Raw genomic sequence first — 22,722 nt, 5'->3', positions numbered from 1 at the left:
TAGGTGAGAAAAGCGGCGTACCGCCACGACGCGGGGTTTCCGGTCTGGGTCGACGCTATGCCGCTTCGAGAGATACCCGGGACCATATTGGCCATTTTCGGCAGCCGGTCCGGAGTCGGGAGATCGCGGATCGCCCGGGTGCTGTGGCACTCCGGGCGGCAGCCGGGGGCTTCGCTGCCCCCGAGGCGTATCGCGCTGATCACGGCACCAGGCTATCCCCCTCGCACCCCATCGCGTCATGGGCTGCTTGTGTACAAAAGAACCCCCCGAACTTTGACACTCTGGACAGTGCGCCGCGCCGCCTTGGCGAACTCCCGAAACCGGGGCAGTCTGTCGGTACCGCACGGATCCAGGCCCTCGGCACGCCATCGGGGCCACCGGCCCCGAGGAGCCCGCCATGCCGCAGAAGATCCTCATCGTCACCGGCGACGCCGCAGAGTCGCTCGAAGTCCTCTACCCGTACCAACGGCTGCTGGAGGAGGGGTACGAGGTCGACATCGCGGCCCCCGAGCGCAAGACGCTGCGCTTCGTGGTCCACGACTTCGAGCCCGGCTTCGACACGTACACGGAGAAGCCCGGCTACACCTGGCCCGCCGACCTGTCCTTCTCCGAGGTCGACCCCGGGGCGTACATCGCCCTGGTGATCCCCGGCGGTCGCGCCCCCGAGTACCTCCGCAACAACGCGGAACTGCGGAAGATCGTCGGCGCCTTCTTCGCCGCGGACCGCCCTGTCGCCCAGATCTGCCACGGCCCCCTGATCACCGCCGCCACCGGCAGCCTCAGCGGCCTCAACGTCACGGCCTACCCGGCCCTGGAACCGGACATGCAGAGCGCGGGAGCGACCTTCCAGGACACGGAGGCGGTCGTGGACGGCACGGTGGTCTCCTCCCGAGCCTGGCCGGACCACCCGGCCTGGATGCGAGAGTTCCTGAAGGTACTCAAGTCAACCCACCCCTCAGACCCGTCCAGCACCTGAGGCCCCCTTTCCAGCCCGCCCGGCCGCACGCCCAGCCCGCCCGAGCACACCTCCCGGCCTGCCCGGCCGCACCCCTCCAGCCCGTCCGGCGCTTGAGGACGCCTTTTCAGCAGTACGGACGCACGCTCATCCCACCCGAGCGCACCTCCCGGCCTGCCCGGCCGCACCTTCCAGCCCGTCCGGCGCTTGAGGACACCTTTTCAGCCCGTCCGGCCGCACACTCATCCCGCCCGAGCGCACCTCCCCGGCCTGCCCGGCCGCACTCTCCAGCCCGTCCGGCGCTTGAGGACATCTTTCAGCCCGTCCGGCGATTGAGGACCGGGGTCCGGGGCAGCGCCCCGAAAAGCCCGCAGCAAGCCCCCCGCACACGGCACCGCCACCCGCACCGGCCACCCGCCCCGCTACGCGGAAAACGTCTCCGCCAACGCCACCGCCTCCCCCAGGCTGTCCACCACCGGCACCCCCGCCCCCTCCAGACTGCTCCGGCTGTGCGACCCCCCGGTGTACAGCACCGCCCGAGCCCCCACATGCGCCGCCGCCACCGCGTCGTCCAGCGCGTCCCCGATGACCACCGAATTCTCCGGCGCGATCCCGCCCACCCCGGCCAGCGCCTCGAAGTGCCGCTCCATGTGGAGCGCCTTGCTCCCGCCGGACGGCCCCGTACGCCCCTCGACGCGGACGAACCGAGGCTCGATCCCGTACCCCCGCACCACCGGCACCAGCTGCTCGTGCCCGTACATGCTCAGCAGCGACTGACTGCGCCCGGCCCGCTGCCACTGATGCAGCAGCTCCTCCACCCCGGCGGTGAGCCCACAGCCCACCCGCTGCTCCGCGTAGTACCGGTGGAAGATGCCGTCCATCCGCTCCCACTCGGCCTCGGTGGGCAACCGGCCCAGGAACCGTTCGTAGAACCGGGGTATGGGGATGGTGTACATCTCCCGGTACTGCTCCAGCGTGATCGGCGCCAGCTCGACCTCCGCGAACGCGGCGTTCGTCGCCTGGATGACGGCATGGGTGTCGTCGAGCAGCGTGCCGTTCCAGTCCCAGACCAGATGTGTGCGTGTCGTCCCCGAAGTCATACGCGAAAAAATACCCGCCGGGTCCGACAACACCATCCCTCAGCCGATGAGCTGCGGAATCTCCTGCACGCCGAACCACAGCAGCTCGTGGTCCCCGGCCCCGTCCACGGTGAACTGCGCGTCGTCGTCGCCGAGGTCCGCCGCTCCCAGCGCCGCCGCCGCGGCGGCCACGTCCTTCTCCGCGTCGTCGGCGTCCACGTGCACCGCCGCCGCCTTGGCCAGCGGCAGCGCGGCGGCGATCCGCACCTCGCCGAGCGATGCCGCGCTCAGCCCGTGATCGGGGTCGGCGACGGCGGCCCCGTCCGGTACGTCGACGGCCACGACGACCCGGCGGCGCACCTCGTCCGGCTTCCCCGCGATCATCCGGAGCGAGGCGGCGGCGGCCCGGTTGAGCGCCGCGTACTCCAGCTCCTCGATGTCGTCGGAGAGGTACCACTCGCGCAGTCCCGGGGTCACCGCGTAGGCGGTCAGCGGTCCGGGGCCGACCTCGCCCGCTCCGTGCGCCGCTGCGAGACCGGAGAGGGTCAGGGGGACGTACACGCGCATGGCAGGTCGCTTTCGTAGAGGGAAACGTCCTCAGGATACGTGGGAACGTCCCCTTTCGGGTTTCGGCAACCGGGGGCATCCGTCCACGGCCGCCGCCCCGTCACCCCCGCTGTCGCCCTTGTCCCGCAAGGGCCGGTCCACGGATAGGTGAATCCGCCCACGCACGATCGGCGGCCGGAGGCCCCTTGCGTCGCTGACGACCGCACCCGTAGAAGATCCCCAACACAAGTTACCGTCCGGTAGAAGCCGGGCCCGGTCAACGGGGGCGACGATCATGAGCACGGACAGGACGAGGCCCGCCGGCCGACGCGACCAGGGTGGTCCCCGGTCGGTACCTCCACAGCGGTCCCGCAGGCAGCAGCCCCACCGGCCGCAGCGCCCTCACCAGTGGTTCGCCGAGCGCCTGCTCGCGGTCCTCAGCGGCCAGCGCCCGGTGCACTGGATGCTCGGCCACACCATCGGCGAGGCCTACGACCAGCTCGCCGAACTGGCCCCGAGCACCCCGCTGGGGTCCACCCGGGGCAGCCGCCCCGTCCTTCGCCACTGCCGCGGGGCCCAGCCCGCCACCGGCGTGGTCGAGGCGTTCGCCAGCATCGCCGAGGGCGACCGGGTCCGGGCGATGGCCTTCCGCCTGGAACAGGGACCCGACCAGCGCTGGCGCTGTGCCGCCGTGGAACTGGGCGGCGAACGCCTCACAGCCGGCGCCCCGGGCCCCCGGTGAACCGGCGAACGCGGCAGGGGCCGGACACCTCGTGGTGTCCGGCCCCTGCCGGGGTACTGCCGCTGGTGCTACTTCTTGCGACGGCGACCGCCGCCGCCGCTCTTCTGCGCCTTGCGGCGCTCCGCACGCGTCATGCCGTCGGCAGAACCGGACCGCGTGTCACCGGTGGCGTCGTCGTTGGCGAAGTCACCCTCGACGACACCGCCCTCGCCGTCCACCGTGGGAGCGGAGAAGTGGAGCCGGTCCGGCCGCTGCGGGGCCTCCAGGCCCTTGGCGCGGATCTGCGGGGCGGCAGCGGCGCCCTCCTTCTCCAGCGAGGTGCGCTCGGCGCCGTCCTGCACCGGAACCTCCTCGACCTGCTGCTCGACCTGGACCTCCAGGTTGAACAGGTAGCCGACGGACTCCTCCTTGATGCCCTCCATCATGGCGTTGAACATGTCGAAGCCCTCGCGCTGGTACTCGACCAGCGGGTCCTTCTGGGCCATGGCCCGCAGGCCGATGCCCTCCTGGAGGTAGTCCATCTCGTAGAGGTGCTCGCGCCACTTGCGGTCGAGCACCGAGAGGACGACGCGTCGCTCCAGCTCACGCATGATGTCGGAGCCGAGCGTGTTCTCCCGCTCCTCGTACTGCTCGTGGATGTCGTTCTTGACCGACTCGGCGATGAACTCGGCGGTGACGCCCGCCAGGTCCCCGGCCGCCTCCTCCAGCTCGTCGACGGTGACCTTCACCGGGTAGAGCTGCTTGAAGGCGCCCCACAGCCGGTCCAGGTCCCACTCCTCGGCGAAGCCCTCGGCGGTCTCCTGCCGGATGTAGTCGTCGATCGTGTCGTCCATGAAGTGCCGGATCTGGTCCTGGAGGTCCTCGCCCTCCAGGACGCGGCGGCGCTCGCCGTAGATGACCTCGCGCTGCCGGTTGAGCACCTCGTCGTACTTCAGGACGTTCTTACGCGTCTCGAAGTTCTGCTGCTCGACCTGCGACTGGGCGGAGGCGATGGCGCGGGTGACCATCTTGTTCTCGATCGGGACATCGTCCGGAACGTTCGCCATCGACATGACGCGCTCGACCATCTGGGCCTTGAACAGGCGCATCAGGTCGTCGCCCAGCGACAGGTAGAAACGGGACTCGCCCGGGTCGCCCTGACGGCCGGAACGACCGCGCAGCTGGTTGTCGATACGGCGCGACTCATGGCGCTCGGTGCCGAGCACGTAGAGCCCGCCGAGGTCCTTGACCTCTTCGAACTCCGCCTTCACGGCCTCCTCGGCCTGCTCCAGTGCGGCGGGCAGCGCGGCCGCCCACTCCTCGACGTTCTCCACCGGGTCGAGGCCGCGCTGACGCAGCTCCGCCTCGGCGAGGTCGTCCGGGTTGCCGCCGAGCTTGATGTCGGTGCCTCGGCCGGCCATGTTCGTCGCGACGGTGACGGCGCCCTTGCGGCCCGCCTGGGCGACGATCGTCGCCTCCCGGTCGTGCTGCTTGGCGTTGAGGACCTCGTGCTGGACGCCGCGCTTGGAGAGCTGCTGCGAGAGGTACTCCGACTTCTCGACCGAGGTGGTGCCGACCAGGATCGGCTGGCCCTTCTCGTGCTTCTCGGCGATGTCGTCGACGACCGCGGCGAACTTGGCGACCTCGGTGCGGTAGATCAGGTCCGACTGGTCGGCGCGGACCATCGGCCGGTTCGTCGGGATCGGCACCACGCCGAGCTTGTAGATCTGGTGGAACTCGGCGGCCTCGGTCATCGCCGTACCGGTCATGCCGGAGAGCTTGCCGTAGAGGCGGAAGAAGTTCTGCAGGGTGATCGTGGCGAGGGTCTGGTTCTCGTCCTTGATGTCCACCCCTTCCTTCGCCTCGATCGCCTGGTGCATGCCCTCGTTGTAGCGGCGGCCGGCGAGGATACGGCCGGTGTGCTCGTCGACGATCATGACTTCGCCGTCGATGACGACGTAGTCCTTGTCCTTCTTGAACAGTTCCTTGGCCTTGATGGCGTTGTTCAGATAACCGACGAGCGGGGTGTTCACCGACTCGTAGAGGTTGTCGATGCCGAGCCAGTCCTCGACCTTGGCGACACCGGCCTCGTGGATGGCCACGGTCCGCTTCTTCTCGTCGACCTCGTAGTCGCCGGTCTCCTCGATGCCCTTGAGCTGGTTGCCCGCCTCACCCTTGGTGAGGCGCGTGACCAGCTTGGCGAAGTCGCCGTACCACTTGGTGGCCTGGTCGGCCGGGCCGGAGATGATCAGCGGCGTACGGGCCTCGTCGACGAGGATCGAGTCGACCTCGTCGACCACCGCGAAGTTGTGGCCGCGCTGGACGAGCTCGTCCTTGGACCACGCCATGTTGTCGCGGAGGTAGTCGAAGCCGAACTCGTTGTTCGTGCCGTACGTGATGTCACAGGCGTACTGCTCGCGGCGCTGGGCCGGCGTCATGTTGGCGACGATGCAGCCGACGCTCAGACCGAGGAACTTGTGGACCCGGCCCATCATCTCGGAGTCACGCTCGGCGAGATAGTCGTTGACCGTGATCAGGTGCACGCCCTTGCCGGAGAGCGCGTTCAGATACGTGGGCAGGGTGCCGACGAGGGTCTTGCCCTCACCGGTCTTCATCTCGGCCACATAGCCGAGGTGCAGGGCGGCTCCGCCCATCATCTGTACGTCGTAGTGACGCTGTCCGAGGACGCGCTTCGCGGCCTCACGGACCGTGGCGAACGCTTCGGGAAGCAGGTCGTCCAGGCTCTCGCCGTCCGCGTACCGTTCCTTGTACTCGTCGGTGAGCGCCCGCAGCTCGGCGTCGGAGAGGTTGACGAAGTCCTCTTCGATGGAGCTGACCTGGTCCGCGATGCGGTGCAGTTTGCGCAGGATCTTGCCTTCGCCTGCACGCATGAGCTTGTTGAAGACGGACACTGAGGCTGGTCTCCTTGCCGGTCGGGCCTGGCACTGGGTCGTGTAATGGACTCTGGCGCGGGCACGGCAGGTGGGCCCCACCGCAACGGCCATCGTAAGCGAGGACACCACCGCGTCGGGAGGGCTGCCGTCGCGTGGACCTCGCCGCACCCTTATAGGACAACGGTCCAAACGCACGGAAGGTGCCGGGAAGCCCCAAAAGTGCTCGCATCGGGGAAGCGGGCTCACGAGAATCGGTCCATGGAGCCGATCACTCTCACCACGGAACGACTGTTCCTGCGGCCCTTCGGCCCGCAGGACACCTACCCGGTGCACGCCGCCTGCCAGGACCCGGACATCCAGCGCTGGACGGTGATCCCTTCCCCGTACCGCCTCACCGACGCGGAGCTGTTCACCACGAAGCTCTGCCCGGCGGGCTGGCAGGACGACTCCGCCTACGGCTTCGCCCTGGTCCTGCGGGAGACCGGGGCGCTCGTCGGTGCGCTCGGCATCGACCGCCGCAGCCGGCCGGGGACGTACGAGGTGGGCTACTGGAGCACCAGGGAGCACCGGGGCCGCGGATACGTCACCGAGGCGGTGCTCGGCTCCGCCCGCTGGGCCTTCTCCTCCCTCGGGGCGGACCGGCTGGAGTGGCGGGCCGAGATCGGCAACCTGGCCTCGCGGGCCGTCGCCCTGCGGGCGGGGTTCCGGCTGGAGGGCGACCAGCGGTCCGGGCTGCTCAACAAGGGGGTGCGGCGCGACGCCTGGACGGCGGCCCTGCTCCCGTCCGACCTGGGGCTAGCGGGCGCCCACCCGTACGTCCCCGAGCGGCGGTCCCCGAGGCCCGGCGGCGCCCCGGACCCCGGACGCTGACCCGCGTGCTCCGCGTACGGCATGCGGGGCAGGACTGTCAGCGGCGCCGTCTAGGGTTCGACGTATGACGCCTGTGCCTCCTCCCGCAGTCGAACTCTCCGCCGACCAGGCCCGCCGCATCGCGCTGCGCGCCCAGGGCTTCCTGGGGGCTCCGGACCGCCGGGCGGGGGTGCCGGGAGTGCTGCGGCACCTCGGCGCGGTCCAGCTGGACACGATCTCGGTGCTGGCCCGCTCGCACGAGCTGATCCCCTACGCCCGGCTGGGCCCGGTGAGCCGCCGGACGGTGGAGGACGCCTACTGGTCGGGCGGCCGGACCTTCGAGTACTGGTCGCACGCGGCGTGCATTCTGCCCGTCGAGGAGTGGCCGCACTTCGCGTTCCGCCGCCGCGCCTACCGCTCCCGCCCGCACTGGGGCCACGATCTGCCCGACGGTTCGTACGACACCGTGATCAAGCAGCTGCGCGACGAGGGCCCGCTGACGGCGACCGAGCTGGGCGGCGCGAAGAACGGCGGCGAGTGGTGGGACTGGTCGGCGTCCAAGGTCGCCGTCGAGCGGGCCCTGATGTACGGCGAGGTGGTGTGCACCGAGCGGCGCGGCTGGAAGCGGGTCTACGACCTGGCCGAGCGGGCCATTCCGGATGCGCTGCTGCACGACGATCTGAGCGACGCCGAGTGCCGGCGGCGGCTGGTGGCGCTGGCGGGCAGGTCCCTGGGCGTCGGCACCCGCAGCGACATCGCGGACTACCACCGGCTGAAAGGCGAGGAGTTCGACGCCGTGGTGGCGGACTCGGGGCTGGTCCCGGTCGTGGTGGAGGGCTGGGCGAAGCCCGCCTGGGCGGACCCGGAGGCACTCGCCAAGGAGCCGCGCGGACGCCACCGTACGACGCTGCTGTCTCCGTTCGACTCCCTGATCTGGGAGCGGGCGCGCACGGAGCGGATCTTCGACTTCACGCATCGGCTGGAGGCCTACGTGCCCAAGCAGAAGCGGATCCACGGCTACTTCGCGATGCCGTTGCTGGCGGGCGGGAAGCTCCAGGGCCGGGTCGACCCCGCACGCGAGGGCACCACGCTGGTCGCCCGGCAGGCGTCGCTGGCCGGCCCGAAGGCGGTGGCCCCGATGGCCGAGGCCCTGGTGGAGGCGGCGGCCTGGGTGGGCTGCACGGACATCCGGGTGGACCGGGTGGACGCCCCGGAGCTGCGCGAGCCGCTCAGGACGGAGATCGGCCACGCGCTCCAGCGCGCCTACCGCTGACCGGGACCGACCACTACCTGATCTCCAGGATCTTCTCCCGCATGGCATAGACCACGGCTTCCATCCGGGAGTGCAGCTGCAGTTTCTCCAGGATATTGCGGACGTGGTTCTTCACCGTGTTCTCGGAAATGAACAGCTCCTTGGCGATATCCCGGTTGTTCATGCCGGTCGCCACGAGCTTCAGCACTTCCAGCTCGCGTTCGGTGAGCCGGGGCGCCGGAACGAGCCGCCGCTCGTCGGTGCGCTGGATCATCGATTTGAACTCGGTGAGCAGCTTGGAGGCCATGGAGGGGCTGATCTGGGACTGTCCGTCGGCGACCGCGCGAATGGCCGTGGCGACCTCGTCGGTGGAGATCTCCTTGAGGAGGTATCCGGTCGCGCCCGCCTTGATCGCCTCGTAGAGGTCGGCTTCCTCATCGCTGATCGTCAGCATGATGATCTTCGCGCTGGGGGCCACCTCCTTGATGGCGGTGCAGGCCTCGATACCGCCGCGCTTGGGCATCCGGACATCCATCAGAACGATGTCGGGCAACAGGTCGGCGGCCTTGTCGACCGCCTCGGAGCCGTCCCCGGCCTCGCCGACGACCTGGATGTCCTCCTCCTGGGCGAGGACGATCTCCAGACCCCTGCGGAAGAGCGCGTGGTCGTCGACCACGAGGACCCTGATGGGCTCCTTGCGCGAAGTGCCGTCCGCTCCGGTGCCGGTGTACGCACCGGCGTCGTCGGAGTCATTCGCATCGCGCACGGGACCGAAGGTGTCCGCCATCGTTCCTCCCCCTGAAGGCCACGGCCTGAAGTGTCGGTCGTTCGCCAACGGCACTTCGCGGAACACCGATTGGCTCGGGCCGCCATGATTCCATGCCCGGCCCCCGGCACGGTGGCCCTGTGCCCGTGCGCGGGTGCCCCCGGTGGCGCGAAAACGCCCCGGGGGCACCCGACGACGCGGTCTCAGCCGCCGAGCGCACCGCCCGCGCCGCCTGCTTCGTCCGCGGCGAGCGGGTCGGTCCTCAGGTGGATGACGCCGTAGTCGTAGGCGTGTCGCCGGTAGACGACGCTGGGCTCCTTCGTCTCGGAGTCGACGAACAAGTAGAAGTCGTGGCCGACCAGTTCCATCTCGTAGAGCGCCTGGTCGAGCGACATCGGTGCGGCGGTGTGGGTCTTCTCGCGCATCACGAGCGGCCCTTCGCCCTGTACTTCGAGCGAGCCGATCTTCGTGGTGGGGACGGGCTCTGACGGCTGGTCGCCGACCAGCTCACCGTCCTCGTCGAACGAAGCGACGCCGGGGACCACGTCCCCGACCTCGGCAGCAGACAGACGGCCGTTGCCACGGCGGCTGTAGCGCTTGTCGTGCTGCTTGCGCAGCCGGGCCTCCAGCTTTCCGGTGGCCAGGTCGAGCGCTGCGTAAGGGTCGCCCGCCGCCGCTTCCGCCCGGATGACCGGTCCCCGGGAGCGGAGCGTGATCTCCACCCGGTCGGAACGGTCGGCCTGACGGGGATTCGGCTCCTTGGACACCTCGACGTCGAGGCTGATCACCTTGCCGTCGAACTTCTGGATCTTGTCCAGCTTCAGCTTCTCGGCCACGTGCTTGCGGAACCGCTCGGGCACCTCGGTCTTGCGGCCCTTGACGACGATGTCCACGCAGAACTCCGTTCCCGGATCGCCCCGCTCAGCGGCGGAGCATCTCCCTTTTGCACCAGGCCCCGGAGATCACCAGGGCCTCGGACTCGGTGGCTTTCGCCTCCTCCTCCCCCGTCGGGAGGGTCGCAACCCCACCGACTTGCGTGCTTCTCCTACCGGTGAGTTACCTGCCCGAAACCTGATGGTGCATTCATCGAGGTCCGGCATTCACCGTTCCTCACAACCGAACATAGCCTGCACACCAGGGTCTCGGCACCCGCTACTGGCACGTACCTCCGTTCAGGGGGTATTGCCCTCTCATTACCTGCAACGATGCGGGTTCTCGGTCAGTTCCGGTTTATTTCGAAGGCGGTGGGAGAGGCTGCGACGACCGCCGCCCAACACACTCCGTGCACGGAGGACTCCCGACCGACGCCGCCCGCCTCGCCGACGGCCCGAGCCGCCTCCGCCAGCGTCGATCCGGTCGTCAACAGGTCGTCGACCAGGATCACCCTGCCGAGCCGGAGAAGCCCGTGCCGGTGGAGTTCGTGCCGGGGAAGCCCGTGCCGGAGGAGTCGCCCTCCCCCTGCCGTGAGCTCCAGCGCACCGGCCAGATTCGCCCGCCGCTGCCGCGCCCCGAGACCCGACTGGTCGGCGACCGCGCGCCGCTGCCTCAGCAGCGGAAGGACCTGGGCCGGCAGGCCCGCGCGCCGGAGGTCCCGCGCGGCCGCGGCGGCGATCCTGCGCACCGGGTCATGGCCACGCGCCGCAGTAGAGGAACGCGCGGAGGGCACGGGGACCAGCAGCAGGGGACCCGCATCGCCCGGCCGCCCCGCCCCGGCCCGTACACAACCCGCCAGGGCCCGTCCGAGCACCCCGGCCAGCCCCAGTGCCCCTCGCTCCTTGTGGGCCAGCAGAACCGCGCGTACGGCGTTCTCGTACGGCGCGGCCGCGTACACCGCCGGAAGCCCGGGGGGCCGGGGCGAGGGCCGGACCAGGCGGGCGGGCGCACCGTGCAACGCGGCCCCGCAGGCCGTGCACAGCTCGGTGCGCGGCCTGCCGCAGCCGGCGCAGGCCACCGGCAGAAGCAGACCGGACAGTTCCTGCCACGCCCGCCACGCGTTCCGCATGACCCCACAGTGCCGGGACCGCCGGAACCGGACCACCCCTGTGGAAAACCCCTTGAGGAAAACCCCCTGGGGAAAACCTCGGGTGTCCGGTGGAGCACCGGCCGGCCACCGGATCAGCCGGGATAGACCAACGACGTGCCCTGTTTGAGAACCGTCTGCCAGTTGTCCCCCGGCGAGAGCTTCACTATGCCGTCGCCGACGGTCTCCGCCATCAGCGGAAGCAGCTCGTCGTCCGCCGCGGCGACCGACTGGACCTGGTTCACCCCTGGCAAGGACCCCGAGGCCGACGTGGAGCCGTCCGCCTGCACGTAACGCACCTGCTGGACCCCGCCCTCCTCCTTGCCGACGACCACCAGCCGGCTGCGTCCGGACCAGGAGATGGCCGTCACGTCCGTGAGCTGCGGTGCGGCCTGGCGCAGGTCCTCGACCGAGATCTCGGGCGCCACGGAGGACCCCCGGCGCTCGACCCGGCCGATGTTCAGCGTCGTACGGCCGTCCTTCGTCAGCAGCAGAGCGATCCGCACCCCGTCCGCGGACATCCGCAGCTCCTCGATCCGGGCGCCGTCGAGACCCGGCACCCGGACCTCCTGCGGCTCGCCCGTACCCCCGGTGAGCCGCAGCAGCCGGGGACCGGCCGGATCGCGGTCGGCGACCCACAGGTCGCCTCGGCCGTCCCAGCTCGGCGACGACAGCCGGTCGGCGGCCTTCTTCGCCTTGCTGCTGACGAGGGGGTCGGTCAGCTCGCCCTCCGTCTCCAGGGACGACACGTAGAGGTGCTGTCCGTGGGAGGAGACCGCGGCGGCCCGTTGTTCGTCCCGGGCCACCCCGACGGAGCCCATCGGGACGGTGCCCGAACCGAGCGGGCCCATCACGGGCTCGGGCGTTCCGGTGCCGTCGGTGGCGCCGGGGATCTGCTCCACCTGGCCCTTGTCGTTGATGAAGTACTGGCTGTCGTCCCCGTCGGAGCCGTGGTCGGCGGAGAATTCCGGTGCGTCGTCGGCGTCCAGCGCACAGAGCTGGCCCTCGCCGCCCTCCAGCTCCACCCGCTCGACCCGCGCCGAGGTCAGGTCCCCGAGGGTGAACAGCACCTGTGCGGCCATCATCCGGCAGGCACTGGGGCTCGCCTTGTCGGCCTTGTCGTTGAGCGGCACCTTCAGCACGTTCTGGTCGTCCTGCGGCAGCGCGATGACGCCCTTGCGCAGGGCGGTCCCCGTCGGGAAACGGGAGTCGACCACGGGCCGCAGCCAGTTCGTCGGCCCGGCGAGCAGCGTCCGGACGGTCTGCGTAGCGGTGTCCATGCGCGTGACCGGGTCCGTACGGCTGCGTACGTAGACGGGGTCCGCGACGAGCGTCGACTGCCCGTTCGCACGTCCGGTGGCGAAGTAGTACTTGTTCACGGGGCGGTAGAGCCGCTTGAAGTCGGACTGCCCGAGGACCAGGCCGTCCGGCACGACGTCGATGCGCCATTCCTGCTTCCCGTCCGCCCCCTTCTCCAGCACCAGGTGCAGGGTCTGGGAGTAGTCGGTGGGCGCGAGCGGACGGTAGGAGCTCTGGGCGTCGACCGCGGCCACCTTCTCGCCGGTGAGCGTGTAGGTCGTCGCCTTGTCCCGGGTGGCCCGGTTGTCCCCGTCGTGGAGCAGGGGGCCGCTGCGCGTGGGGGCCTGGGCGAGCACCGTGGTGCCCCCGCCCGGCTGCCAGGTACGCCGGGCGTCGGCGCTCAGATACTTCCGCGTGGTCGCGAACGCGGGGTCATCACTGGTCATCGACTCCAGGAAGCCGTCGACGATCTCGCTGGGCGGCGCGCCTTCCCGGGGCGCCACCGCGTACACCTGCACCTGGGAGTCGCCGGGCTGTGAGGCGTCGACCGCCTTGACGTCCCCGGTCACCGGCATCGAGCCGCAGCCGGCCAGCACGACGATGCCGCAGCCCAGCAGCGCGGACACCCGCACCGCCCGCCCTCGGCCGCCCGGACGGCGGTCAGTACCCACGTGTGGTGTCCTCCTGGTCGGATTTCTGTACGCCGCTGTCCGCACGCCCACCGGGGCGCTCCTGGACCGGGCGCGCCACGACACGTGCCCCGTTGCCGGGCAGCGCTGCGGGGTGCACCGACGAGGGGGCGCCGTTGCGGACGGCGGGCCCGCGACCGGGCACGGGCAGCGGCGAACGCTCTCCGGCTCCGGGCTGGGGCGGCACGGACATCAGCCGGTGGTCGTCCGACGCACCCGCCCCGGCCTCGTCGCGTTCCCGGTTGCCCCGGTTGCGCCGCGAGTCCTCGGGTTCCAGGGGTATCGGCGAACCACGCAGAGGCTCGTCCGCCGTACGTGGCAGGGTCAGCCTGAACTGGGAGCCGCCGCCCGGCTCGCCCCACGCCTGGAGCCAGCCGCCGTGCAGCCGGGCGTCCTCCACGGCGATCGACAGGCCGAGCCCCGTACCGCCGGTCGTCCGGGCCCGCGCCGGGTCGGCACGCCAGAACCGGTTGAAGACCCGGGTCGCCTCGCCGGGCTTGAGCCCGACCCCGTAGTCCCGGACGGCCACGGCGACTGCACCCTGTGCCACGCCCATCCGCACCACGACGTCCCGGCCCTCACCGTGCTCGACGGCGTTGACCACGAGGTTGCGCAGGACGCGTTCGACGCGGCGGGCATCGGCCTCTGCTATCACCGGCTGGTCGTCGCCGACGACCAGGATCCGGGTGCCCTTGCGCTCGGCGAGCGGTTCGGCGCCGCCGATCACCCGGTGCACCACGGTCCGCAGGTCTATCGGCTCGGCCTCCAGGGCCGCCGCGCCCGCGTCGAACCGGCTGATCTCCAGCAGATCGGCGAGCAGCGACTCGAACCGGTCGAGCTGGTCGCCCAGCAGCTCGGCGGAGCGCGCGGTGATGGGGTCGAAGTCGGCACGCGCCTCGTGGATGACGTCGGCGGCCATCCGGACGGTCGTGAGGGGGGTGCGCAGCTCGTGCGAGACGTCGGAGACGAAGCGCCGCTGCATCCGGGAGAGCTCCTCCAGCTGCTGGATCTTCAGCTGGAGGTTCTGGGCCATCTTGTTGAAGGCCTCGCCGAGCCGGGCGATGTCGTCCTCGCCGGTGACCTTCATCCGTTCCTGGAGTCTGCCGGCGGAGAGCCGCTCGGCGATGCCTGCGGCCATCCGCACCGGTGTGACGACCTGCCGCACCACGAACCAGGCGATGGCCCCGAGCAGCACGACGACGAACAGTCCGGCGGTCGCCAGGGTCGTCTTGACCAGTGTCAGAGACTTCTCCTCCTGCGTGAGCGGGAAGAGGTAGTACAGCTCGTAGGGCTGCTGATCGATGTCGTAGAGCCGCTTGCCGACGACGAGCCCCGGCTGCGACTCCTTGCCGTACGAGTACCGGATCAGGGAGTACGTCTGGAACGCGCCCTGCCCCTTGCTCACGTTCTGCCGCAGGCGCTCGGGGACGCTGGACGCCTCGACACTGCCCGAACCGCGCGCGGCACGGCTGCTCGCGCCCTCGGACACCGAGTCGACGCTGAGCGCCACCACGTTGAAGGCGTTCTTGCCGCCACTGGCGAGCTGGTCGACGAGCTCGGTGCGCCAGGAGGTGCTGCCGGTCATGCCGTCGGTGCGTTCGCTCCCCTGCCCCTCGGGGGCGAGGGGGGCGTTGGCCTTTTCCTGGGCCGCGGCGAAGCCGCCTGCGGCCTGGGTCTGGGCGGCCTTGCCCTTGGCGTCGAGCAGGCCGTTGCGCACCTGGCCGATGACGACGAAGCCGAGCAGCAGCACAACGCCGATCGACATCAGCAGGGTGCCCGCGACGACGCGGAGCTGCAGATTGCGCCGCCACAACCGGACGGCGGGCAGCAGCGGACGGCGTACCCACCGCATCAGCAACCGCGGTACGGGCCCGCCGGGCGTCCGGTCCTCGAACAGCCGGCCGCCCTGCAGGAAACGGCTCATACGTGACGCCTTCCGTCCCGAATCGGCAGCCCGCTCCGTACGGACTCCCGGCTCGCCGGGCCTCGGAGCAGCACTGCCTCGGGCCATCTCAGCTCGGTCCGGCCTTGTAGCCGACGCCTCGGACCGTCACGACGATCTCCGGCCGTTCCGGGTCCTTCTCGACCTTGGAACGCAGACGCTGGACATGCACATTCACCAGGCGGGTGTCGGCCGCGTGGCGGTAACCCCATACCTGTTCCAGCAGGACCTCACGGGTGAAGACCTGCCACGGCTTACGGGCGAGCGCGACCAGCAGGTCGAACTCCAGCGGAGTCAGGGCGATGGACTGCCCCTCCCGCTTCACGGAGTGGCCGGCCACGTCGATGACCAGGTCACCGATGGTCAGCTGTTCCGGCGCGGGCTCTTCGGACCGCCGCAGACGTGCCCTGATCCGGGCAACCAACTCCTTAGGTTTGAACGGCTTGACGATGTAGTCGTCGGCCCCTGATTCCAGGCCGACCACAACATCGACGGTGTCGCTCTTGGCAGTGAGCATGACGATCGGCACACCGGACTCGGCCCTGATCAGCCTGCACACCTCGATGCCGTCCCTTCCGGGCAGCATGAGGTCGAGCAGCACCAGGTCCGGCTTGGCCTCACGAAATGCGGCCAGTGCCTTGTCGCCGTCCGCTACGAACGACGGCTCGAAACCTTCTCCACGCAGCACAATCCCGAGCATCTCGGCCAGTGCGGTGTCGTCGTCGACGACAAGGACGCGTCCCTTCATAATCGACATCATCCCATTAGCTAATCGTTACCTGCGATGACCTGGCACACAGCTCTGCCAGTCCGACCCCAGTGACCGGGGAAACAACGCCCTCCTCGGTGACGATCGCCGTGATCAGTTCGGGCGGCGTGACGTCGAAGGCCGGGTTGTACGCCGGGGCCCCGAGGGGTGCGACGACCATCCCGCCTCCGCCGCCGGTCGATACACCATGCGGCAATGTGAGCTCCGTCACTTCTCTCCCGGAGCGCTGCTCGACGATGATCGATGTGCCGTCCGCGGTCTCCAGATCCACGGTCGTCGTCGGCGCCACCACGATGAAGGGCACGTGGTGGTACTTCGCGAGCACGGCCAGCGGATAGCTCCCCACCTTGTTGGCCACCGAGCCGTCCGCGGCGATGCGGTCCGCCCCTATGAGCACCGCGTCGACCTCACCGGCCGCGAACAGGGACCCCGCCGCATTGTCCGTGAGCAGGCTGTACGCCAGACCGTTGCGCGCGGCCTCGTACGCGGTCAGCCGGGCCCCCTGGAGCAGCGGCCGCGTCTCGTCCACCCACAGCCGCCGCAGCCGCCCCTGCCGGTGCACCCGCAACGCCACGGCGAAGGCCGTCCCCTCGCCGCCGGAGACCAGCGCCCCGGTGTTGCAGTGAGTCAGCAGCCGGTAGGCGCGGCCCGGCAACAGCTCCTCGAGCAGCACCTCGCCGTACTCCGCCATACGCCTGCTGGCCTGGGCGTCCTCCTGGTGCAGCGCCCGCGCCTCGGCCAGCGCCGCCGCTGCGGCCGCCTCGTCCCCCTCCCCCTTCCCGGCGGCCTCCCAGTAGGCCGCCGCCACCCGCCGCACCCCGTAACCGAGGTTCACCGCGGTGGGCCGCGCCCCCTCCAGCAGACCGGCCGCCTCCGCGACGTCGAAGCCCCGCGCCGCGGCGAGCGCCACCCCGTAGCCTCCGGCGATCCCGAGCAGCGGAGCCCCTCGCACCGCAAGCGTCCGAATCGCCCGCACGAGCGCGGGCACGTCGGTGCACACCAGCTCGACCTCCTCGGCGGGCAGCCGCGTCTGGTCGAGAAGCACCAGCACGGGGCCTTCCGGAGGCTCGTCCCAGCGAAGTACGGAAAGCGCGGGAGGCTCGCAGCCCACCGGCGATTGCGCGTCCTGATCAGCCATCTGTCCAGTCTGCCCGGTGAGCCGCCCGTACATGAAGGCACGAAGGAGACAGAGCGGCTGGTCCACCCCGGACCGACGCGTGGCACGATGGCTGCCAACCTGCCGCCCCGATGAGCGGTCAGGACGGTGAAGGAGCGAGAATGAACGACTCTCCGGGCTGGGCGTCGCCCGGATCTGCCCCCTCCGACGGCAAGGAGACGGCGATTCCCCGCCCCTCCGAACCCCAGGACGGAAGCGGCCCGACGGGACAGTGGTCCCCCGAGCAGCCGCCCCCCGGGCAGTGGTCCCCACCGAGCAACCCCGGCAGCGGCCCCGGAACACGGCCGCCCGCACCCGGCTGGGGCGGCGGCCCGCAGCGACAGGGCTGGGCAGGACCACCGCCGGCCGCGAAGCCCGGCGTCATCCCGCTGCGCCCCCTGAGCCTCGGCGAAATCCTCGACGGCTCCGTCTCCGCCCTGCGCGCCCACTGGCGTACCGCACTCGGCTTCAGCCTCGCAGTCTCGGTGATCACCCAGATCGCCGTCATCCTCATGCAGCGTTACCTGCTGCCGGAGCCGACCTCCGTCGACCCGAACGCCACCGGCGCCGAGGCCCTCCGCCAGGCCACCGACTCCGCCCGGTCGACACTGATCTCCCTGGCCCCGGCCACCCTCGTCACGATGATCGCCACGCTCTTCACCGCGTCGATCATCACCGTGGTCATCAGCCGCTCGGTGCTGGGCCGTCCCACCACGCTCTCCGACGCCTGGGCAGAGGCACGCCCCCGGATCCTCCCGCTGCTCGGACTGACCGTGCTGGTGCCCTTGATCATGGCCGTGATCATGACTGTGGGCATCGGCCCCGGCCTGCTGCTGGGCTCCGAGGCGGGAGCGGCACTCGCCTTCCTCGGCTTCGCCGCCGCCTGCGTCGCGGCGCTCTGGCTGAACGTCAGCTTCGCACTCGCCGCCCCCGCACTGATGCTGGAACGGCAGAGCATCGTGGCCGCGCTCCGCAGGTCGGCGAAGCTGGTCCGCGGCGCCTGGTGGCGCACCTTCGGGGTCCTCGCCCTGACCTGGCTGCTGACCTTCCTGCTGACGTTCCTCGTCTCCATCCCGTTCGGCATCATCGCGGTGATCGTCGACGGAACCGACGTCAGCGAATTCCTCAACGGCACCGCCCCTTCCTTCGGCTGGTCCTTCCTGATCGTCACCGGCATCGGCGAAGTGATCGTCTCGACACTGATCTACCCCTTCGTCGCCGGCGTGATGGCCCTCCTCTACGTGGACCAGCGCATCCGCCGCGAAGCACTGGACCTCGACCTCGCACGGGCCGCGGGCCTGCCCGGCTACGGCGCCGACACCCCCAGGAGCTGATGCGGTGTCGGGGGCGGGGGGCATCACCACAGCACGGCGGGACACGGCAGCGGGCGACATACCCGTGGACACTCCGCGTCTCCCCGCACGGGAGGCGGCCGAGAGCGAGCTGTCCAAGCCGATGTACCACGAGAACGACCCGAACTTCCTCCAGCGTGCCCTGAACCAGTTCTGGGACTGGGTCGCCGGAGTATTCGACGCCGCCGCGGGTGCCGCCCCCGGCGGCCCGGCCGGACTCGCCGTCCTGGTCGTCATCGTCATCGGCCTTACCGCCGCCCTCTGGTGGCGGCTCGGCACCCCACAACGCTCCTCCCGGAGTGCGGACGCACTCTTCGACAGCGACGGCCCCCGCAGCGCGGCCCAGCACCGCGCCGCCGCCGAAACACACGCCGCGGCTCTGCGCTGGACCGAGGCCGTCCAGGAACGCATGCGTGCCATCGTCCGGTCCCTGGAAGAACGTGCCCTGCTCGACGCCCGTCCCGGCCGCACAGCGGACGAGGCCGCAGCCGAAGCGGGCCGTACCCTCCCCGAGCACGCCGCCCGGCTGCGCGCCGCCGCCCGGAGCTTCGACGACGTGACATACGGGGGCCGCACCGCGGACCAGCCGGCATATCTGTCCCTGCAGACCCTCGACCTCGAACTCGACGAGGCAAAGCCGCTGCTGCCCGGAACCTCCCGAGGAGCCACCGGATGACCGCGGCGACGACCGCCTCCCCCACCTCGACGGCGCCCACACCCGGCCAGGTCTGGACCCGCGCCCGAGGCGTCTTGGCCGTCGTCCTCATCCTCGTCGTCGCCGGCATCACGTTCGCCGTCGTACGCTCCGGAACGAACCACGGACAGCTCGACCCCCGCTCCGCGGACCCCAAGGGCAGCCGCGCCGTGGCCGAACTCCTCAAGGCACGCGGCATATCCGTCACCGTCGCCACCACTCTCGACGAAGCCACCGCCGCGACCGGCCCCGACACCACGCTCCTGGTCGCCGGCCCCAATCTCCTGACACGGTCGCAGCAGCTCCGACTGCACGAGACGGCCTCCGCCTCCGCAGGACGCACCTTGCTGATCGCCCCGGGACCGGCAGCCACCACCCGGCTCGCCCCCGGCGTCCGCACCGAGCCGCACCACGCCGTCAGTGCTCTCGCCCCGTCCTGCGAGCTCCCCGCCGCCCGCCTCGCCGGCACGGCAGACATGGGCGGCATCCGCTACACGACGCAGGCCCCCACCGCCATCACCTGCTACCCGGCTGCGGGCCGCCCCAGTCTGGTCGTCCTCCCGACCGGGGCGGGCGGCGACACCGTCCTTCTCGGTGCCCCCGACCTCCTCCACAACGAGCGTCTCGACAAGCAGGGCAACGCCTCGCTCGCCCTGCAACTCCTCGGCTCCCGTCCCCATCTCGTCTGGTACCTCCCCTCTCTCACGGATCCATCCGCAACAACCGATGACGACTCGCCGGGCGACGAGAACGAGGAACAGCCGGAGAGCGGAGCGCGGGACGACGCGGCCGACGAGAGCAGCTTCCTCGACCTCGTCCCCTCCGGCTGGCTGTGGGGGACGCTGCAACTCACCATCGCCGCGGTCCTCGCCGCCGTCTGGCGAGCCCGCCGACTCGGCCCCCTGGTGACAGAGCGGCTGCCGGTAGCCATCCGCGCGTCCGAATCGGCCGAAGGCCGCTCCCTCCTCTACCGCAAGGCCAACGCCCGCGACCGGGCCGCCGACGCCCTCCGAGCCGCCACCCGCACACGCATCGCCCCCCTCGCCGGAGTGCCGGCCCGTGATGCGCACACTCCCGACGTCCTCCTCACCGCCGTGTCCGCACGCATCACCACCCCGGACCACGACGTCAGCACCCTGCTCTTCGGCACGGCTCCCCCCACCGACGCCGCCCTGGTCCTCCTCGCCGATCAACTCGACGCCCTCGAAAGAGAGGTACGCACTTCATGAGCGCCCCGACCCCCGAGCCGGCCGAGCCCACGGCGCCCGCAGCGGCCACCGTGAGGCCTGCGGAACCGGAGCCGTCCGACAGCGCCCGCGCGTCCTTGGAGGCCCTGCGCTCCGAGATCGCCAAGGCCGTCGTCGGCCAGGACCCCGCCGTCACCGGGCTTGTCGTCGCGCTGCTCTGCCGGGGACACGTACTCCTCGAAGGCGTACCCGGCGTGGCCAAGACCCTGCTGGTGCGCGCACTTGCCGCATCACTCGAACTCGACACGAAACGCGTCCAGTTCACCCCCGACCTGATGCCCAGCGACGTCACGGGTTCACTGGTCTACGACGCGCGCACCGCCGAGTTCTCCTTCCAGCCCGGCCCCGTCTTCACCAACCTGCTGATCGCCGACGAGATCAACCGCACCCCTCCCAAGACCCAGTCCTCCCTCCTCGAAGCGATGGAGGAACGGCAGGTCACCGTGGACGGAACACCACGACCGCTGCCCGACCCCTTCCTCGTCGCCGCGACCCAGAACCCCGTCGAGTACGAAGGCACCTACCCCCTCCCCGAAGCCCAACTGGACCGCTTCCTGCTCAAGCTGACGGTTCCTCTTCCTTCGCGGCAGGACGAGATCGATGTACTCACCCGTCACGCCGACGGCTTCAACCCGCGCGACCTGAAGGCCGCGGGGATACGGCCCGTCGCCGGACCCGCCGATCTGGAAGCAGCACGCGAAGCCGTCGCGAAGACGACCGTCTCCCCCGAGATCGCCGGCTATGTAGTGGATATCTGCCGTGCCACGCGCGATTCCCCCTCGCTCGCCCTTGGCGTCTCCCCCCGAGGCACCACCGCTCTGCTGTCGACCGCACGCGCCTGGGCCTGGCTGACCGGCCGGGACTACGTCATCCCGGACGACGTGAAGGCCTTGGCGCTCCCGACGCTCCGCCATCGCATCCACCTGCGGCCCGAGGCAGAAATGGAAGGAGTCACCCCGGACTCCGTCATCGCCTCAGTGCTCGCCCACGTCCCCGTACCCCGATGAGGCGGTGACCATGGCCCTCACCGGACGTACCGCGCTGCTGGCCGCCCTGGGGTCACTCCCCGTAGGCATCCTCGCTCCCAGCTGGACCGGGATGCTTGCGGTCAACGCACCGCTCTCACTGGCAATTCTGTGTGACTATGCCCTGGCCGCGCCAGTGCGCACGCTTCGATTCACTCGATCCGGCGATACATCCGTTCGACTCGGTGACGCGGCCGAAGTGCAACTGACAGTGACCAACACGTCGCGTCGGCGTCTGCGCGCCCAGCTGCGGGATGCCTGGCCCCCCAGCAGCTGGACCTCGGGTTCCGAACGACGCGCTTCCCGCCACACCCTGGCGATCCCCGCCGGGGAGCGGCGACGTCTGGTCACCATTCTGCGCCCGACCCGTCGCGGCGAACGGCAGGCGGAAAGCATCACGATCCGCTCGTACGGCCCGCTGGGCCTCGCCGCACGCCAAGGGCAGCACCGGGCACCGTGGACCGTACGGGTCCTGCCGCCGTTCACCAGCCGCAAGCATCTGCCTTCCCGGCTCGCCCGGCTCCGGGAACTCGACGGCCGCACCAGCGTTCTGACACGCGGTGAGGGCACGGAGTTCGACAGTCTGCGGGCCTACGTGCCCGGGGACGACACCCGCTCCATCGACTGGCGGGCCACCGCACGCCAGTCGGCCGTCGCGGTCCGGACATGGCGCCCCGAGCGTGACCGGCACATCCTGATCGTCCTGGACACCGGGCGCACGTCAGCCGGCCGGGTGGGTGACATCCCCCGTCTGGACGCGTCGATGGACGCCACACTTCTTCTCACCGCGCTCGCCACCCGGGCGGGCGACCGCGTTAGCCTCCTCGCCTACGACCGCCAGGTCCGAGCCCGGGTCCAAGGCCGTACGGCCACGGGCAATGTTCTGGCCACCGTCATCAACACCCTGGCCACGCTGGAGCCCGAGCTCATCGAGACGGACGCCCGCGGCCTGAGTAATGCCGCCCTCACCGACGCCCCCCGCGGTTCGCTGATCGTCCTCCTCACGACGCTGGAGGCCGCCCCCATCGAGGAGGGGCTCCTCCCGGTGCTGCCTCAACTCACCCAGCGCCATACCGTCCTGCTGGCCGCCGTCTCCGACCCTCGGATCGAGGAAATGGCCAACGCCCGGGGAACCGTCGAATCGGTATACGACGCGGCAGCCGCCGGCCAGGCCCAGGCCGACCGTCGCCGCACGGCCGACAGGCTCCGCCGCCACGGCGTCGTCGTTGTGGACGCCACTCCGGAGAATCTCGCTCCCGCGCTTGCCGATACCTACTTGGCGCTGAAGGCCGCAGGCCGTCTCTGAGGGACAGGCCAGAGAGCTATGGCATGGCGGCTGCCCTGCCCCTTCCGACGGGGCAGAAGCCGCTGTCCGCCGGCCCCGGGACTTCGCAGTCCCGATCCGTCCTGGAACGCAGAAAAGCCCCGCACCAGAGGTGCGGGGCTTTCCCGGAAAAATTGTTCGGC

The 22,722-nt window shown here is 70.6% G+C and carries 19 protein-coding genes; 9 read left to right on the top strand and 10 right to left on the bottom strand.

Going from position 1 to position 22,722, the window contains the following annotated elements; genetic code table 11:
* Nucleotides 1–397 precede the first annotated feature (397 nt).
* Nucleotides 398–976, top strand: coding sequence for a DJ-1/PfpI family protein (locus IE272_RS29190; protein WP_056707423.1), 579 nt, complete (start codon nt 398–400; stop codon nt 974–976).
* A 401-nt stretch (nt 977–1,377) separates the two neighbouring features.
* On the opposite strand, the gene IE272_RS29185 is transcribed toward IE272_RS29190, so the two are convergent.
* Together IE272_RS29185 and IE272_RS29180 are read right to left on the bottom strand one after the other, a co-directional pair.
* Nucleotides 1,378–2,055: an HAD family hydrolase gene (locus tag IE272_RS29185; RefSeq protein ID WP_007448348.1), complete on the bottom strand. Its 678-nt coding sequence runs from the start codon at nt 2,053–2,055 to the stop codon at nt 1,378–1,380.
* A gap of 39 nt (nt 2,056–2,094) precedes the next feature.
* Nucleotides 2,095–2,601 (bottom strand): DUF6912 family protein, encoded by a 507-nt coding sequence (locus tag IE272_RS29180; RefSeq protein WP_050359606.1) that lies wholly within the window; start codon nt 2,599–2,601, stop codon nt 2,095–2,097.
* A 274-nt stretch (nt 2,602–2,875) separates the two neighbouring features.
* Between IE272_RS29180 and IE272_RS29175 the strand changes: the two genes are divergently transcribed.
* Nucleotides 2,876–3,322 carry an Rv3235 family protein gene (locus tag IE272_RS29175; RefSeq protein WP_057663279.1) on the top strand — a complete coding sequence of 149 codons (447 nt, stop codon included), beginning with the start codon at nt 2,876–2,878 and terminating at the stop codon, nt 3,320–3,322.
* 68 nt (nt 3,323–3,390) lie between these two features.
* Here IE272_RS29175 and secA read toward each other — a convergent pair whose 3' ends face one another.
* Nucleotides 3,391–6,213: a preprotein translocase subunit SecA gene (gene secA / locus IE272_RS29170; RefSeq protein WP_050359605.1), complete on the bottom strand. Its 2,823-nt coding sequence runs from the start codon at nt 6,211–6,213 to the stop codon at nt 3,391–3,393.
* Between the two features lie 240 nt (nt 6,214–6,453).
* Here secA and IE272_RS29165 point away from each other — a divergent pair, with 240 nt between their 5' ends.
* Both IE272_RS29165 and IE272_RS29160 read left to right on the top strand, forming a co-directional pair.
* Entirely contained in the window at nt 6,454–7,065 is a 612-nt protein-coding gene (locus tag IE272_RS29165; RefSeq protein ID WP_057663281.1) for a GNAT family N-acetyltransferase, read from the top strand.
* A 64-nt stretch (nt 7,066–7,129) separates the two neighbouring features.
* Nucleotides 7,130–8,317 carry a winged helix-turn-helix domain-containing protein gene (locus IE272_RS29160; protein WP_050359603.1) on the top strand — a complete coding sequence of 396 codons (1,188 nt, stop codon included), beginning with the start codon at nt 7,130–7,132 and terminating at the stop codon, nt 8,315–8,317.
* A gap of 13 nt (nt 8,318–8,330) precedes the next feature.
* On the opposite strand, the gene IE272_RS29155 is transcribed toward IE272_RS29160, so the two are convergent.
* The 7 genes from IE272_RS29155 to mtnA all read right to left on the bottom strand — a co-directional run bounded on the left by IE272_RS29155 (nt 8,331) and on the right by mtnA (nt 16,919).
* A complete protein-coding gene (locus IE272_RS29155; RefSeq protein ID WP_007448358.1) occupies nt 8,331–9,083 on the bottom strand; it encodes a response regulator in 753 nt (250 codons plus the stop codon).
* Between the two features lie 182 nt (nt 9,084–9,265).
* Entirely contained in the window at nt 9,266–9,955 is a 690-nt protein-coding gene (gene hpf, locus IE272_RS29150; protein WP_003968752.1) for a ribosome hibernation-promoting factor, HPF/YfiA family, read from the bottom strand.
* Between the two features lie 326 nt (nt 9,956–10,281).
* Nucleotides 10,282–11,064, bottom strand: a complete 783-nt coding sequence (locus IE272_RS29145) for a ComF family protein (RefSeq protein ID WP_098893161.1) — start codon at nt 11,062–11,064, stop codon at nt 10,282–10,284.
* Nucleotides 11,065–11,177: 113 nt separating this feature from the next.
* Entirely contained in the window at nt 11,178–13,013 is a 1,836-nt protein-coding gene (locus tag IE272_RS29140; RefSeq protein ID WP_190008929.1) for an LpqB family beta-propeller domain-containing protein, read from the bottom strand.
* Nucleotides 13,014–13,041: 28 nt separating this feature from the next.
* Nucleotides 13,042–15,081 (bottom strand): MtrAB system histidine kinase MtrB, encoded by a 2,040-nt coding sequence (gene mtrB / locus IE272_RS29135; RefSeq protein ID WP_073958553.1) that lies wholly within the window; start codon nt 15,079–15,081, stop codon nt 13,042–13,044.
* Nucleotide 15,082: 1 nt separating this feature from the next.
* Nucleotides 15,083–15,772, bottom strand: coding sequence for a two-component system response regulator MtrA (gene mtrA, locus IE272_RS29130; RefSeq protein WP_007448372.1), 690 nt, complete (start codon nt 15,770–15,772; stop codon nt 15,083–15,085).
* 4 nt (nt 15,773–15,776) lie between these two features.
* Complete coding sequence (gene mtnA, locus IE272_RS29125) at nt 15,777–16,919, bottom strand: S-methyl-5-thioribose-1-phosphate isomerase (protein ID WP_098893166.1); 1,143 nt, start codon at nt 16,917–16,919, stop codon at nt 15,777–15,779.
* Between the two features lie 140 nt (nt 16,920–17,059).
* Here mtnA and IE272_RS29120 point away from each other — a divergent pair, with 140 nt between their 5' ends.
* The 5 genes from IE272_RS29120 to IE272_RS29100 are packed head-to-tail and all read left to right on the top strand — an operon-like array spanning nt 17,060 to nt 22,561.
* Complete coding sequence (locus tag IE272_RS29120; RefSeq protein WP_056707444.1) at nt 17,060–18,271, top strand: DUF7847 domain-containing protein; 1,212 nt, start codon at nt 17,060–17,062, stop codon at nt 18,269–18,271.
* A 4-nt stretch (nt 18,272–18,275) separates the two neighbouring features.
* The gene (locus IE272_RS29115; RefSeq protein WP_057663289.1) at nt 18,276–18,965 is read left to right on the top strand and encodes a DUF4129 domain-containing protein; all 690 of its coding nucleotides are present in this window, start codon (nt 18,276–18,278) and stop codon (nt 18,963–18,965) included.
* Complete coding sequence (locus IE272_RS29110; RefSeq protein ID WP_190008826.1) at nt 18,962–20,212, top strand: DUF4350 domain-containing protein; 1,251 nt, start codon at nt 18,962–18,964, stop codon at nt 20,210–20,212. The genes IE272_RS29115 and IE272_RS29110 overlap by 4 nt, the downstream gene beginning before the upstream one ends.
* On the top strand, nt 20,209–21,237 hold the full coding sequence (locus IE272_RS29105; RefSeq protein ID WP_050359595.1) for an AAA family ATPase: 1,029 nt from the start codon (nt 20,209–20,211) through the stop codon (nt 21,235–21,237). The genes IE272_RS29110 and IE272_RS29105 overlap by 4 nt, the downstream gene beginning before the upstream one ends.
* A gap of 10 nt (nt 21,238–21,247) precedes the next feature.
* Entirely contained in the window at nt 21,248–22,561 is a 1,314-nt protein-coding gene (locus tag IE272_RS29100) for a DUF58 domain-containing protein (RefSeq protein ID WP_190008824.1), read from the top strand.
* The last annotated feature ends 161 nt before the right edge of the window (nt 22,562–22,722 follow it).

It is taken from the genome of Streptomyces anulatus, assembly GCF_014650675.1.
GTDB classification, from domain to species: Bacteria; Actinomycetota; Actinomycetes; order Streptomycetales; family Streptomycetaceae; genus Streptomyces; species Streptomyces anulatus.
Note: the sequence above shows the minus strand (reverse complement) of the source record. Positions and strands in the feature narration are given on the sequence as shown.

Coding starts and splice junctions, on each gene's coding strand:
- IE272_RS29165 (WP_057663281.1), top strand. CDS start 6,454: ATGGAGCCGATCACTCTCACCACGGAACGACTGTTCCTGCGGCCCTTC.
- mtrB (WP_073958553.1), bottom strand. CDS start 15,081: ATGGCCCGAGGCAGTGCTGCTCCGAGGCCCGGCGAGCCGGGAGTCCGT.
- IE272_RS29190 (WP_056707423.1), top strand. CDS start 398: ATGCCGCAGAAGATCCTCATCGTCACCGGCGACGCCGCAGAGTCGCTC.
- IE272_RS29100 (WP_190008824.1), top strand. CDS start 21,248: ATGGCCCTCACCGGACGTACCGCGCTGCTGGCCGCCCTGGGGTCACTC.
- IE272_RS29155 (WP_007448358.1), bottom strand. CDS start 9,083: ATGGCGGACACCTTCGGTCCCGTGCGCGATGCGAATGACTCCGACGAC.
- IE272_RS29120 (WP_056707444.1), top strand. CDS start 17,060: ATGAACGACTCTCCGGGCTGGGCGTCGCCCGGATCTGCCCCCTCCGAC.
- IE272_RS29185 (WP_007448348.1), bottom strand. CDS start 2,055: ATGACTTCGGGGACGACACGCACACATCTGGTCTGGGACTGGAACGGC.
- IE272_RS29160 (WP_050359603.1), top strand. CDS start 7,130: ATGACGCCTGTGCCTCCTCCCGCAGTCGAACTCTCCGCCGACCAGGCC.
- IE272_RS29110 (WP_190008826.1), top strand. CDS start 18,962: ATGACCGCGGCGACGACCGCCTCCCCCACCTCGACGGCGCCCACACCC.
- IE272_RS29105 (WP_050359595.1), top strand. CDS start 20,209: ATGAGCGCCCCGACCCCCGAGCCGGCCGAGCCCACGGCGCCCGCAGCG.
- IE272_RS29180 (WP_050359606.1), bottom strand. CDS start 2,601: ATGCGCGTGTACGTCCCCCTGACCCTCTCCGGTCTCGCAGCGGCGCAC.
- mtnA (WP_098893166.1), bottom strand. CDS start 16,919: ATGGCTGATCAGGACGCGCAATCGCCGGTGGGCTGCGAGCCTCCCGCG.
- mtrA (WP_007448372.1), bottom strand. CDS start 15,772: ATGATGTCGATTATGAAGGGACGCGTCCTTGTCGTCGACGACGACACC.
- IE272_RS29145 (WP_098893161.1), bottom strand. CDS start 11,064: ATGCGGAACGCGTGGCGGGCGTGGCAGGAACTGTCCGGTCTGCTTCTG.
- IE272_RS29175 (WP_057663279.1), top strand. CDS start 2,876: ATGAGCACGGACAGGACGAGGCCCGCCGGCCGACGCGACCAGGGTGGT.